Consider the following 12,415-nt stretch of genomic DNA (forward strand, 5'->3'; position numbering starts at 1 on the left):
CGTGGACAAATTATGATCCGAACCCAGATTCAGATGATGTTCGAACAATTGATTCAACATTTTCCGGACGAATGCGGAACACTTAACCGTGTATTCCCTCTTCGTTTAGTCGCAATGGCAAACGGTAAGGTTGACTTCTTCAACGACACAGGCGGCTACGGTTTCATCGAGACTGACGACTCCGACGACGACGTGTTCTTCCACATGGAAGACGTTGGCGGCGAGGACCTCACGGAAGGAACCGAGATCGAATTCGACATCGAACAGGCTCCCAAGGGCCCCCGCGCGACGAACGTCGTCCGCAACTAACTACGGACTCACAGTGTCGTTGAGAAGCGGCAGCACGTGACTTCGTTTCTTCTATCCACAACGCACCGAGAGCGGCCGCTCGAGCGTTCGCCGATACCGAACTCACGAGCCGAACGGCTACCGAACGGCCTCGAGCGGAGCGCGACGCTCGCCGACAGTCGAGACGTGCTCGCGTGCATGCATTCGCGACCGGACATGTTTTCTCCCTCGCACGCGAGGGTCAGAATATGCAGGCTTCTATCGACGCGGTTCGCGTCGCGGGAACCCCGGAGGGACCGGTTCCGGTAGTGGTCCTCGCCGTCGACGGCGAGGACGACGTGGTTCCGATCTTCATCGGCTTCAACGAGGCGACGAGCATCGCTCGCGGCCTCGAGGCCGACGATATCGGCCGCCCGCTGACCCACGACCTCCTCTTGGACGTGATGGAGGAACTGGGCAGCCGAATCGATCGCGTCGTCATCAACGAGATCGAGCAGCGCGAGGACGGCCAGGGCGGGACCTACATCGCCGACCTCCACGTCCAGACGCCCCGCGGCGAGACCGTCATCGACGCCCGTCCCAGCGACTCGCTGGCGCTTGCGGCCCGGACGAACGCGTCCATCGAGGTCACCGAGGACGTCTTCGCCGACGGTCGCGACGAGAGCGAAAAGTTCGAGCGACTCGAGGATATTCGCAACGTATCGGGTGAGATGTAGATGGACGACACGCTCGAAGAGCTGTTCGCCGTGATCGAGGATCGCAAGGAAACGCTGCCCGAGGATTCCTACACCGCCTCGCTGTTCACCCACGAGAAGGGCGAGAACGCGGTGCTGGAGAAACTCGGCGAGGAGTCGACCGAACTCGTGCTCGCGGCGAAAGACGACGACCGCGAGGAGATCGCTTACGAGGCCGCCGACATCGTCTACCACCTGCTCGTCTTGCTCTCGATGAAGGAGATGAGTCTCGAGGACCTCGAGGCCGAACTCGAGGCGCGACGGTAAGGCGGCGGAGCGTTGATTCGGCGGTGCACTTGCTCAGATAGCAAAGGTTTTCTACGAGACACTTCGTTGTTAAATTCAGGTAATCCGATATGATGGCCGGATGGGCTGGCTCGGAGGAATCCGCGCGCTGACACGGAGGATACCTTAATGAGCCGGCAAGTCCCACCATCCTGTTGTGAAAGCAACCGGTCGGCCCGACCGTCCGCGGGCCGACCGCTTCGACGACGAATCGATCCCGCCCTGAATCGACCGCCGACGGTACTCCAGGAACTCGAGGTGCTACGACGTGCCAGATCCCCCCGACGATCCGACGGACGACGGCCCCGACTATCGACAGCTCTCGGTCGTCGCGCTCGCGGCGCTGGCGATTGTGCTCGCCGCGTTTCTCGCCCCGGCCGGCAACGGGATCATGAGCCCCGATGCCAACGTCAATCCCGACGCCGACCCGAACGTCGACCCGAACGCGAACCCGAACGTCGATCCGGGATCGACCCCGGCCGAGCCGCAGGGCGACGGTCCCGATAGCATCCCGGACCTCGATATCAACTGGGACGGACTGCTCGAGTGGACCGAGTTCGACTGGCTCGAGGACGAAGGCCCCGACGCCGAACCCACCGACGACGCCGATCGCGAGATCGAGCGGGGCGACGGCGGCCTCGCTACGCCGGCGTGTACGATCTGGCTGGATCGCGAACCGACGCCGGGCAGCGAGGTGGCCGCGAGGATCCAGTACGAGGGCGAACCCGTTACCGGCGCCGACGTCTGGTACAACGACGACTACGTCGGCAAAACAGACGAGCACGGACAGGTGACGGGTACGGTTCCCTACGTCGAGAACCTGAACGTCCGCATCGAGTCGGACGAGTATCCGGCGTGTTCGGGGACCGCGGAGACGGCGAGCGTGACGGCGTCCGCGACCGGGCTACCCGGCGCCGGTGCGGGGACGATCACGACCGCAACCGCGAGTGCGAGCGCGATGCCAACGGACTCGACAGCGAACGCGCCGGCACTCGCGAGCGCCCAGGAAGTCGACGAGGTCGACAACGGCAGCGTCGAGTACGAGGTCGAGGGAGAGGTCGAAATCACCGTGCGCGGGCCGCCGGATCCAGGCGAGTCCGTGACCGTCGAGGCGTCCATCGAGGGCGTCCCGATGGCTAACGCGAGCGTGACGATCGACGGCGAGGTGGTCGCCGAGACGGACGCGAACGGCACCGCGACCGTCGACGTCCCCGACGACGGCACCGAATCGTTCGAACTCGGCGTCGCCCGCGGCGATTTCGCCGGGACGACGACCGTCGAGGTCCGACTGCTCGAGGTGTCGCTCTCCCCCGAGGGGCTGGTGCCGATCCCCGGCAGCCCCGGCGTCCTCGAGGCGACCGTCGACGACGAGCCGGTTGCGGACGCCGAGGTGCGGATCGGCGGCGAGGCGATCGGCACAACGGATGATGACGGTCGCCTCGCCGTGGCTTTACCCGTCGATCCGACGACGGCGATCACGGTCAGCACGCCCGATCGGACCGAGACCGTGAGCCTCGCCGGCCAGTACGGCGGTATCGCGGCCGTTCTCGGCGTCGCCGTCGTCGGGCTGACCGCCGTCGCCGCTCGGACCCACGGCAGGCGCGGCGCGGCTGCCGTCCTCGGCGCGACAGCAGCGGCGCTGGTCGTCCTCACCGTCGAGGCGTTCTACGGACGAACTGCCGGGACTCTCGCACTCCTCGCCCTCGCGGCGCTGGCGCTCGCCGTCACCTACGTCCGAAGCGACCGAACGATCGTCGACGAGCGCCCATCTCCGGGCGACGCCGCGGAGGACGCCCTCGAGTGGCTCGTCGACCGACTCCTCGCGCTGGTCGCCCTCCTCGAGCGCGTCGTCGACTGGGTCCGCACGCGGCTCGCGGCCGCTCGAACGTGGGCCTCGTCGCTGCCCCGATCCGGCAGGGCCCTGGCCGCGGCGTTCGGCGGTTGGCTGGCCGCGCTCCCGGCGCGAGCGGTGACGATCGGGCGTCGGTGGCTCGAGGCGCTTCGAGGGGTCCCGTCGGCGGTGATTGTCGGCTCCCTCGCCGCCGTTCCCGCCGTTTCCGCCGGCTACATCGTCGACGGGACGCGGGGAGCCACTGTCGTCGCGGCCGCGCTCGGCGTCGCGGCGCTGCTCTACCGAGGACGCGACGAAGACGACGACCACGAGGTGCGCGAAGACGAGGGCGACGAGGACGAACGCGTCGAACGAACGGACACCGTGCCCGACACCGCGCCGGAGACCGACGATCGTCTCACCTTCCGCGAACTGTGGCGGGCCTTCGCCCGACGGGTCGCCCCCCGGCGGTGGCGCCACTACACGCCCGGTGAGGTCCAGCGCGCCGCCCGCCAGCAGGGCTATCCCGCCCGGCCGGTCGACGAACTGACGACGCTGTTTCGGGAGGTCGAGTACGGCCGCCGTCCACTCTCGAGGGGTGTCCGTGATCGGGCCGACACGGCCTACGCGGCGCTCCTCGAGACGGAGTCGGACGGCGACGATAACGACGCGGACGATTCGGACGGATCGACGGCCGACGACACGACCGATCGCGACCCGGGAGGTGAGCGACCGTGACGCGCCGCGAGTGGCTGCTCGTGGCCCTCGGACTCGCGTTCGTCGCGGCCGGCCTCCTGTTCGGTCTCGAGGCGCAGCCGGCGTGGGCGTGGACAGCGAGCGTCGCGTTCGGTGTCGTCGTACTCGCGCTCGTCGCGATCGCAGTCGGCGGCGCGAAGATCCGCGGCGCGCTCGATACGACCGCCGACGCGCCGCCCGTCTCGTGGGCGCCCGGTGACTCGTTCGCCGCGCCGACCCCCGAGCGGAGCGATCGGACCCCCGAACTCTCGAGCGACGAGTTCGCGTCGGTGATCGAACGCGCCGGCGTGCGGGCGCGCAATCGCAGCACTGTCGCGAACGGTCTGGAGGTGATTCGCCCGCCGCTCCGGGAGGCGTTAGGCGAGGCCCTCGTTGCGGGCGGGCAGTCACGAGAGGAGGTGAAAGCGGCGCTCGCGGACGGCTCGTGGACCGACGACCGACTCGCCGCGAGCGTCCTCGAGCCGTCGATCGATCCCCCGGATCAACCGCTACGCGAGCGGGTCCGGGCGTGGCTCTTCCCCGAGCGAGTCGCCCGCGAGCGCAGTCGGCAGGCGATGGGCGCCGTCGCCGAGGCCGCCGACGAGGCGCTCCCGTCGGTCCCCGGCCAGTCGGCGCCCCGGACGAGGCCCGTCCTGCAGCCGCGACTCGAGGAACTCAGGCGCGGTGCCGACGGCCGACTCCAGCGGGCCGTCGATCCGGCGGCGACCGTACGTGGACCGCGCCCGCCGCGGCCGCGGCTCGCGTCCGAAGATACCAGCAACAGCGACGGGAACGGCGCGGATCTCCCCGAGGCGGACGGGCCGGTCGGCCCGAACGAGCAACGCGAGGTGACGGACCGATGAGCAGACGGCTGCGCTGGCGCGGCGCGATCGCGGCGACGGTCGTGCTCGTCCTCGCCGGCCTGCTCGACGCCAGTCCCGTCCTGTTGCTCAGTGCGATCGTCCCGCTCGTCTACGTGGCCTACGGCTCGCTGTCGACCGTCTCCGTGCCCGAGGGACTCGCGGCGACCCGCGAAATCTCGCCGACGCCGGCGGCGCCCGGCCGACCGGTCACCGTGACGCTGACGGTGCGAAACGAGTCCGATCGGACGGTCACCGACTGTCGACTCGTCGACGGCGTCCCCGAGGAACTCGCCGTCCTCGAGGGATCGCCGCGGGCCGGCGTGACCCTCGAGCCCGGCGAGGAACGCCGCATCGAGTACTTGGTCGTCGCCAGACGCGGCGAGTACAAGTTCGACGCCCCGGAGTGTCGCGTTCGCGGACTCGGCGCGAGCGCGGTCGCGACGACGCGGCTGTCGACCACGGGCGCGGAACGGCTGGTGTGTCGGCTCGACGCCGACGCGCCGCCGATCGAGGAGATCGGACGCGGCCGAATCGGACAGTTGACGACCGACCGACCCGGCGAGGGGCTCTCCTTTCACTCCGTCCGCGAGCATCGGCCGGACGATCCGGCCGATCGGATCGACTGGCGCCACTACGCGAAACGCGGGACGCTCGCGACGATCGAGTACGAGCGCCAGGTCGCGGCGACGGTCGTGCTGGTCGTCGACGCCCGCCCGTCCAACGCGGTCGTCGCGGGGCCCGGCCGCCCGACCGCCGTCGAGTTCGCGGCCTACGCGGCGACCCGGACGCTTTCGGACCTGCTCGGACACGGCCACGACGTCGGCGTCGCCGTCGTCGGCCGCGACGGCAACGGGCCCGCCGGCCTCCACTGGATCGAGCCGGCGAACGGCCGCGAGCAGCGCACGCGCGCACTCGAGGTCATCCGCTCGGCGACTTCCTCGAAGGCCTCGAGCGGGCGGTTCTCGGAACCTTCGTCGAGGAATCGGGACCGCGGACGACTGCCCCGACAGGTCCGTAAGGTGCGCGAACTCGCGCCAGCGGGGGCGCAGGTGGCGCTGTTCTCGCCGGTCCTCGACGATCAGTCGGTCACGGCGGTCGAGCGCTGGCGCGGGGGCGGTCTCCCCGTCGTCGTGCTCTCGCCGGACGTCGTCCCGGGCAACACCGTCAGCGGCCAGTACGCACAGCTTCGGCGGCGGACCCGGCTGGCCCGCTGTCAGGCGCTGGGCGCCCGGACCTTCGACTGGCGCCGCGGGACGCCGCTGCCAGTCCTCATCGAACACGCCTTCACCGCCGACGCGCGGCTCTCGAGCGCCCGGCTCTCGGGCGGATCTGGCGGCGGTCGCGGCCGGAGCGGCGGCGAAACCGACAGCGAGACCGGATTCGGTGGCGAAGCCGGATCCGGGACCGGTGGCGTCGATTCGACGGCGTCGGCGACGCTCGAGTCGGAATCGGAGGCGACCGAGTCGGAGTCGACGACGGCCGAGTACACGTGGCGGTCGCCGGCCGATGGCTCCGAGGGGACCGAACGCGAGAGATCGGTCTCGACCGACGCCGACGGCGCCTCGGCGAAACGAGGAGGTGATCGGTAGATGGCCATCGCCGGCCCCCGCCTCGACAGTCCGTCGGCGATCGGCGACGAGGGCAGACCGCGAGCGGCGAGCCTCTGGGTCGCCACGCTCGTCGTCGTCGCCGTCGTCGGCGGGATCGGCATCCGGACCGGCGAGTCGTCGCTGTTGCCGACGCTGGCCCTCGTCGCCGGCGGCGCCGTCGCCGGCGTCGCTCTGACGGAGCGCGACTCCTTCGCCCGGCTGTTCGTCGGTCACCTCCTGCTGGTGACCTGCGGCTCGGCGCTCGCGGTGCTCGTCATCGTCGGGCCGGTGCTCGACCGAGCGCTGTTCGTCGCGGCCGCCTGTGCGCTCTCGCTGGTCGGCGTCGCGGCGACCTGGGCCGACATCGGAAGCGACGACGTCGCGCGAGCGGTCAAGAGCGCGGCTGTGACCTACATCTCGATGCTCGTCAGCGCGATTGTCGTCTCGGTGTTGCTCGCCGTCGCGCTGGCCGGCCGAGTCGCCCTGCAGTGGGTCACCGGGTCGGCGGCGCCGCTGTGGTCTCTCGTCGGCTTCTTGGCCGTCGTGTGGACGACCGCCGCCGCGCTCCTGATCGGCTATCGGAAGCTTCCGCTCCGACAGCTGACGCCCCGCTCCCGCCGCGAGCGCCTCGAGGCCCGACTCGAGCGCGTCCATCGTGGACTCCGATGGACGCTCTTCGGGCTTCCCGTTCTGGGGATCGTCCTGACGGTGCTCTGGACCTGGGGCGGGCTCGGTGCCACCGTCCGACAGTTCGGCCTCGGGGTGCTGTTCCGAGGGCTGTCATCGCCGGTCATCGTCTGGCCGCTCGTCGCCGTCGGATTCGGCGTCGGACTCGTCGGACTCCTCGCCGACGTCGTACGGCGCCTGACCCGCCAGATCAGCGTCGAATCGACCCGGAGCGCTGTCGCGATGACCGTCGGCGTCGCCATTACGGTCGTCGGCGTCGTCTGGGCCGTCCTCCTGTTCTTCGGATTGGTCCGCGGCGTCCCGCGGCTGGCCTGGGGGCTGACGACCTCCGGCGCGCCGATCGCCGCACTGTTGCTGGCCGGGCCGCTGGCGCTGCTGGTCGTCGGGGTCGCCGCCGTCCTCGCCGACGGCCTGGAGTTGCTCCCGACTCGAGCGACCGGGCCGGCCGTCGCCGCGACGGGGCTGCTGTTCGTCGCGATCGGGCTGGGCGGGGGCGAGCCCGTCCTGACGTTCGCGACCGTCGCCGGCGCCTTGCTCGTCTGGGACGTCTCGACGTTCGGCCTCGGGCTGACCGCCGAACTCGGTCACCTCCCCGACACTCGCCGGCTCGAGCTGTTCCACGCCGCGGTCGCTGTCGGCGTGGCGCTGGGCGCCGTCCTGCTGGCGGCCGGCCTCGAGGTGCTGCGATCGGGCGCGTTCGCGGGGATCGGCACCGCCGGCGGTGCCGTCGTGATCGCGTTCGGCGCGGTGCTACTGTTGGTGCCGTTGCGCGGATAACGGTTCGACCGTAACGAGACCGATCAGGAGATTGATGTTCACCGAGTATCACGTTCGCGTATGGACGAGTCGAACGTGACGCCCGCCGACGCCGAAGCGACCGTCCGCGACGTCGTCGGGCGCATCGAGGAAGCCGCCGTGGTCGACCACAGCGTGCTCTACGCCGTGCTCTCGGCGGTCTTCGCCCGCGGCCACGTCCTCCTCGAGGACGTGCCGGGAACGGGCAAGTCGGTCATCGCCCGGACGATCGCCGAGTCGATGGGCCTTGAGTTCACGCGCATCCAGTTTACCCCCGACCTACTGCCCTCCGACGTGAGCGGGTCGACGGTCTACGACGAACACAGCGGCGAGTTCGCGTTCTCCGAAGGGCCGGTGTTCGCCAACGTCGTGCTGGCCGACGAGATCAACCGCGCGCCCCCGAAGACCCAGGCCTCGCTGCTCGAGGCCATGGAGGAACGCCAGGTCAGCGTCGACGGGACGACCTACGACCTGCCCGAGCCGTTCGTCGTCGTCGCGACCCAGAACCCGATCGAACAGGAGGGGACCTTCCGCCTGCCGGAGGCCCAGCGCGACCGCTTCAGCGTCAAGACCTCGCTGGGCTACCCCGACGTCGACGGCGAGATGGGGCTGCTCGAGCGGCGGGCGAACCGACGGACGCTGTCGCCGAGCGTCGAATCGGTCACCGATCCGGACGCGGTCCGGGCGATTCAGGACCTTACCGAAGACGTGACCGTCGACGAGAAGATCCGTCGCTACATCATCGAACTCGCGCGAGCGACCCGCCGGGACGGCCACGCCGAGATCGGCGTCTCGCCGCGGGGCGTCCAGCGGGTGTTCGAGGCGGCCCGCGCGGCGGCGGTCATCGACGGCCGATCCTACGTTGCGCCCGACGACGTGAAGCGACTCGCCGAGCCGACGATGGCCCACCGAATCGTGCTCACGACCGAGGCCAGTGTCGAGGGCGTCGCGGGCGGCGATATCGTGCGGCGCGCCCTGCGGTCGGTCGGCGTACCGGCGGTGTCGCCGGACACGAGCGACCCCGACGGCGACGACCCCGGTAGCGAACCGCCCGCAGACGGCGACGTAGCGGACTCGTCGTCAGACCCAGAGGACGGCGCGTCCCCTGCCGACCCGTCGTCCGATGACTCGAGCGACGACCCGGACGCTACCTGGACCGAATCGGACCAGAGCCGCGATTCCGACGGCGCGATCGACGAACGCTCGCCGACCGACGAGGCCACTCGAGCGGACGACGATTCACCGTGGCCGTAAGGGAGGTCGGGTCGAACGATCGCCGCCGCTGTCCGTCAAATTCTTCCGCCGTGTGAAGGGTTCATGGCCGTACTACAGGATTCGCCCTTGCAAACGCCCGTCGTAGCTTGATGCCGATCCTCGGCGTCGGTTCGCGTGATGGCGCTTCAACAGATCGACCACGCGGACGACCACATGCAGGAGTGTATCGACAACTGTCTCGAGGCCGCCCAGGTCTGCGAGTGGTGTGCCGACGCCTGTGCAGACGAGGACGGGATGGCCCGCTGTATCCGGCTCTGCCGTGACGTGGCCGATATCGCGTCGCTGCACGCGCGCTTCATGGCCCGCAACTCGAGCTACCACGAGGAGTTGGGCGAGATCTGTGCCGACCTCTGCGAGGAGTGCGCTGAGGAGTGCGAACAGCACGACCACGACCACTGTCAGGCCTGCGCGGAGATTCTGCCGAAGTGTGCCGAGAGCTGTCGGGAGATGGCGTCGGCCTGAACGACGGGATTTCGGTACCGATGTCCACACCGCTTCCGGGACTGGTCGAGCGGTCCCCCGCGAGTACCTGCGAAGCGGTCATCGAACGGTTAGGCGCGGAGAACGGTGATCGACTGCAGTACGGCGTCGAACGATACGTTTTCGAGGCGGTCCGAAACGCACAGCAGTCGATCGCCGCTCGAGCGGTGGTCGATCGGTTCGAACGGTCGCCATTAGTAGGCGTTCCGCCCGCCACGACCGGAACGGCCTGAGTTGAGCACGCCGCCGACGGCACCTGCCACGGCACTCTCTACGGCCATTACCAGCGAGATCACGACGGCGAACGCGAAGATGCCGAGGCCGGCGGCGCCGGAGATCGCGCCCCCGGCGGGGCCGAGCGCGAGTCCGGCGAGGCCGACGGCGACGCCGATCAGGAGGCCGCCGATGATACCGCCGAGCGAGCCCGCGAGCAGCCCGTGCCAGAGGCCGCTACCGAGGCCGCCACCGGCCATGTAGCCGGCGACGAAGCCGCCGATCAGCCCCGCGGCGAGTTGGCCGATGCCGGGCAGGACGAGGCCGACGATTCCGAAGACGGTCGCGAGCAGGAAGCCGACGAACACGGCGCGCCAGTTGGTCATAGCCGAGATACGGGTCGAGCGAGGATAAGACCGCGGCGCGTAACGAACGACCTTTTAAGAGAGCGTGTGTTACGTACGGCTATGATTTTCGAAGACCTTCCGACGACGCCCACGTCGGAAGAGCTGATCGACAAGGCGTTTTCGCGGGCGGCGCGGGCCGGTAAGGCCAAACGCGGCCTCGAGGCCCAGCAGTCGATGCTCCAGACGGCGGCCAACATCATCTCGGACAACTTAGAGAACGTCGTGACAGCGTGGCCGGACTTCGAGTACGACGCCCACCCGTTCTACTACGAACTCGCGGACGCGATCGTCGACGTCGACAAACTCCGCCAGAGCCTCTCCGAAGTGATGTGGGCCAGCCGGAAGGCCCGCGAGATCCACGAGGAGTACCAGCCCCGCCTGCGCAAGACCGACGTGGACACCGCGCGCAAGCACCGCAAGCAGGCCTTCGCCCGGCTCGCGGACATCGTCGAGCAGATCGACGACGAGCTCCTGTACATCAACGAGTCGCGAAACGATCTGCGCGACCTGCCGGAGATCGACCCCGACGAGCCGACTATCGTCGTCGCCGGCTACCCCAACGTCGGCAAGTCCTCGTTCGTCAACGACGTCACCAGCGCCCGGGGCGAGACCGCTTCCTACCCCTTCACCACGAAGGGGATCGGTCTCGGTCACTTCGAGCACGAGCACCTCCGCTACCAGCTCGTCGACACGCCGGGACTGCTCGACCGCCCGCCGGCCGAGCGCAACGAGATCGAGTCCCAGGCGGTCAGCGCCATCGAGCACCTCGCGGACTGCATGCTCGTGATGATCGATCCCAGCGGCGAGTGTGGCTACCCCCTCGAGTCCCAGCTCGAGCTTCGAGACTCCATCGTCGCCCAGTTCGACTCCGTCCCCGTCCTCACCATCGCGAACAAGATCGATCGCCGAGAGGTCTGGGACGAGGACCTGCTCGACGAACTGAACGCCGACTACACCATGAGCGTCGAGACCGGGGAGGACGTCGAGACGGTGCTCGAGGCGGCCATCGAGGCGGTCGACTACGAGCCCGAACTCCCCTTCGAGGAGTAACGTGACCCGACGGCACCCGAACCGATGAGAGGCCCCGGTATCCTCTGGATGCTCCAGACCGCCGCCGGCTTCTCGATGGCCGGCCCGATGTTCTTTCTGGGCCTCGAGTCGGTCCGAACGGGACGGTACGAGTGGGCCGCGTTCTACCTGGCGCTCGGCGCGCTCGTCTGCTACTTCCCGACGTACCTCGTGAACCGGATCGGCGGACCGCGAACCTGGATTCGACGCCGGCTCGGGCGACGCGGACGGAAAACGGAGACGAACGCGAAGACGGACGATGGCCGCGACGATCGGTCGGAGTCGAACGCGGACGACGCCGACGGAGACTCGCGGTTGAGCCCCCTCGAGCGACTCCGCGATCGGTGAGCGGAGTCTCCGATCCGATAGCATCCGTCGTCGCGATTCGGTTCGCCTACTCCTCGACGCGGATCAGGATCTCGTCTGTATCCCACCCGACGTCGAGCGTGACGGTGGTTTCACCCGTCTCGTGTAAGTGAAGCGTTGTCGAGTCGGTCCCGTCCGCGTCGGTCGTCCCCGTCTCGGGATCGACCGTCGCGACGGTCTCGTTGGAACTCGCGTACGTGACCGATTCGTTCGGCTGGTCGAGCTCCGTCGCCATCTCGAGCGTCAGTTCGCCGCCGCTCTCGTTCAGGGAGACGGTACAGTTCTCCGCGGTACAGTCGTCGGCGGTTCCGTTCTGCCCGGCCGGGCTGGTCCAGTAGGCGATCCGGTGTTCGAACTCGAGGCGATCCCGGGCACCATCGGCGTCGACGACCGCGCGGTGGACTCCCGGCTCGAGCGACGCCGAGGCGGTTAGCTCGAGGACCGATCCCTCGCGCCAGACGGAATCCGATCCTTCGAGAACGCGGGTCTCGACGGGCAGTACGTACTCGCCGTCGATCAGGAGGTCGGCGGCGGGCTCGAGCGAGGCGCCGCCGACGTTCTTGGCGTATATCGTCACGCCGTCGGCGGTCTCGTTGTACGTCGTCCCGGCCTCGGGGTGGTTGATGAGCGAAATCTCGCCGTCGATCGTCGCGACGTCCCGTTCGCCCTCGCCCTCGACGGATTGGGCGTACAGCCCGGCCTCCGTGGCGATGGTGCCCGCGAACAGCGTCGCGGCGCTGATCGCGGCGGTGAACAACAGTAACTGGACGACGGAGGTTCGGACCATCGGCGGAGAGGG

At 69.0% G+C, this 12,415-nt stretch carries 14 protein-coding genes; 12 read left to right on the plus strand and 2 right to left on the minus strand.

Features of this window, described 5'->3' with window-relative positions:
- The first annotated feature begins 114 nt into the window (after positions 1 to 114).
- The 10 genes from HTUR_RS17435 to HTUR_RS17480 all read left to right on the plus strand — a co-directional run bounded on the left by HTUR_RS17435 (position 115) and on the right by HTUR_RS17480 (position 9,795).
- A complete protein-coding gene (locus HTUR_RS17435) occupies positions 115 to 309 on the plus strand; it encodes a cold-shock protein (protein WP_008893559.1) in 195 nt (64 codons plus the stop codon).
- Between the two features lie 227 nt (positions 310 to 536).
- A complete protein-coding gene (locus HTUR_RS17440; protein WP_012944660.1) occupies positions 537 to 1,004 on the plus strand; it encodes a bifunctional nuclease family protein in 468 nt (155 codons plus the stop codon).
- Complete coding sequence (gene hisE / locus HTUR_RS17445) at positions 1,005 to 1,289, plus strand: phosphoribosyl-ATP diphosphatase (protein ID WP_012944661.1); 285 nt, start codon at positions 1,005 to 1,007, stop codon at positions 1,287 to 1,289.
- A gap of 286 nt (positions 1,290 to 1,575) precedes the next feature.
- Positions 1,576 to 3,876: a DUF4129 domain-containing protein gene (locus HTUR_RS17450; protein ID WP_012944662.1), complete on the plus strand. Its 2,301-nt coding sequence runs from the start codon at positions 1,576 to 1,578 to the stop codon at positions 3,874 to 3,876.
- Entirely contained in the window at positions 3,873 to 4,736 is an 864-nt protein-coding gene (locus HTUR_RS17455; protein WP_012944663.1) for a DUF7269 family protein, read from the plus strand. Before HTUR_RS17450 ends, HTUR_RS17455 begins: the two co-directional genes overlap by 4 nt.
- Positions 4,733 to 6,325, plus strand: a complete 1,593-nt coding sequence (locus HTUR_RS17460; RefSeq protein WP_012944664.1) for a DUF58 domain-containing protein — start codon at positions 4,733 to 4,735, stop codon at positions 6,323 to 6,325. Before HTUR_RS17455 ends, HTUR_RS17460 begins: the two co-directional genes overlap by 4 nt.
- Positions 6,326 to 7,789: a hypothetical protein gene (locus tag HTUR_RS17465; RefSeq protein ID WP_012944665.1), complete on the plus strand. Its 1,464-nt coding sequence runs from the start codon at positions 6,326 to 6,328 to the stop codon at positions 7,787 to 7,789.
- A 60-nt stretch (positions 7,790 to 7,849) separates the two neighbouring features.
- The gene (locus HTUR_RS17470) at positions 7,850 to 9,061 is read left to right on the plus strand and encodes an AAA family ATPase (protein WP_012944666.1); all 1,212 of its coding nucleotides are present in this window, start codon (positions 7,850 to 7,852) and stop codon (positions 9,059 to 9,061) included.
- 138 nt (positions 9,062 to 9,199) lie between these two features.
- Positions 9,200 to 9,544: a four-helix bundle copper-binding protein gene (locus tag HTUR_RS17475; RefSeq protein WP_012944667.1), complete on the plus strand. Its 345-nt coding sequence runs from the start codon at positions 9,200 to 9,202 to the stop codon at positions 9,542 to 9,544.
- Between the two features lie 20 nt (positions 9,545 to 9,564).
- Positions 9,565 to 9,795 carry a hypothetical protein gene (locus HTUR_RS17480; RefSeq protein WP_012944668.1) on the plus strand — a complete coding sequence of 77 codons (231 nt, stop codon included), beginning with the start codon at positions 9,565 to 9,567 and terminating at the stop codon, positions 9,793 to 9,795.
- Here HTUR_RS17480 and HTUR_RS17485 read toward each other — a convergent pair.
- A complete protein-coding gene (locus HTUR_RS17485; RefSeq protein WP_012944669.1) occupies positions 9,757 to 10,161 on the minus strand; it encodes a DUF5518 domain-containing protein in 405 nt (134 codons plus the stop codon). The genes HTUR_RS17480 and HTUR_RS17485 overlap by 39 nt on opposite strands.
- Positions 10,162 to 10,242: 81 nt before the next feature.
- Here HTUR_RS17485 and HTUR_RS17490 point away from each other — a divergent pair, with 81 nt between their 5' ends.
- Together HTUR_RS17490 and HTUR_RS17495 are read left to right on the plus strand one after the other, a co-directional pair.
- Positions 10,243 to 11,232 (plus strand): NOG1 family protein, encoded by a 990-nt coding sequence (locus HTUR_RS17490; RefSeq protein WP_012944670.1) that lies wholly within the window; start codon positions 10,243 to 10,245, stop codon positions 11,230 to 11,232.
- A 24-nt stretch (positions 11,233 to 11,256) separates the two neighbouring features.
- Positions 11,257 to 11,598 carry a hypothetical protein gene (locus tag HTUR_RS17495; RefSeq protein ID WP_012944671.1) on the plus strand — a complete coding sequence of 114 codons (342 nt, stop codon included), beginning with the start codon at positions 11,257 to 11,259 and terminating at the stop codon, positions 11,596 to 11,598.
- Positions 11,599 to 11,644: 46 nt separating this feature from the next.
- Here HTUR_RS17495 and HTUR_RS17500 read toward each other — a convergent pair whose 3' ends face one another.
- Positions 11,645 to 12,403 carry a flagellin gene (locus tag HTUR_RS17500; RefSeq protein ID WP_012944672.1) on the minus strand — a complete coding sequence of 253 codons (759 nt, stop codon included), beginning with the start codon at positions 12,401 to 12,403 and terminating at the stop codon, positions 11,645 to 11,647.
- Positions 12,404 to 12,415: the final 12 nt, after the last annotated feature.

This window comes from Haloterrigena turkmenica DSM 5511 (genome assembly GCF_000025325.1).
GTDB classification, from domain to species: domain Archaea; phylum Halobacteriota; class Halobacteria; order Halobacteriales; family Natrialbaceae; genus Haloterrigena; species Haloterrigena turkmenica.

Coding starts and splice junctions, on each gene's coding strand:
- HTUR_RS17470 (WP_012944666.1), top strand. CDS start 7,850: ATGGACGAGTCGAACGTGACGCCCGCCGACGCCGAAGCGACCGTCCGC.
- HTUR_RS17440 (WP_012944660.1), top strand. CDS start 537: ATGCAGGCTTCTATCGACGCGGTTCGCGTCGCGGGAACCCCGGAGGGA.
- HTUR_RS17480 (WP_012944668.1), top strand. CDS start 9,565: ATGTCCACACCGCTTCCGGGACTGGTCGAGCGGTCCCCCGCGAGTACC.
- hisE (WP_012944661.1), top strand. CDS start 1,005: ATGGACGACACGCTCGAAGAGCTGTTCGCCGTGATCGAGGATCGCAAG.
- HTUR_RS17465 (WP_012944665.1), top strand. CDS start 6,326: ATGGCCATCGCCGGCCCCCGCCTCGACAGTCCGTCGGCGATCGGCGAC.
- HTUR_RS17435 (WP_008893559.1), top strand. CDS start 115: ATGGCAAACGGTAAGGTTGACTTCTTCAACGACACAGGCGGCTACGGT.
- HTUR_RS17475 (WP_012944667.1), top strand. CDS start 9,200: ATGGCGCTTCAACAGATCGACCACGCGGACGACCACATGCAGGAGTGT.
- HTUR_RS17500 (WP_012944672.1), bottom strand. CDS start 12,403: ATGGTCCGAACCTCCGTCGTCCAGTTACTGTTGTTCACCGCCGCGATC.
- HTUR_RS17460 (WP_012944664.1), top strand. CDS start 4,733: ATGAGCAGACGGCTGCGCTGGCGCGGCGCGATCGCGGCGACGGTCGTG.
- HTUR_RS17490 (WP_012944670.1), top strand. CDS start 10,243: ATGATTTTCGAAGACCTTCCGACGACGCCCACGTCGGAAGAGCTGATC.
- HTUR_RS17495 (WP_012944671.1), top strand. CDS start 11,257: ATGAGAGGCCCCGGTATCCTCTGGATGCTCCAGACCGCCGCCGGCTTC.
- HTUR_RS17485 (WP_012944669.1), bottom strand. CDS start 10,161: ATGACCAACTGGCGCGCCGTGTTCGTCGGCTTCCTGCTCGCGACCGTC.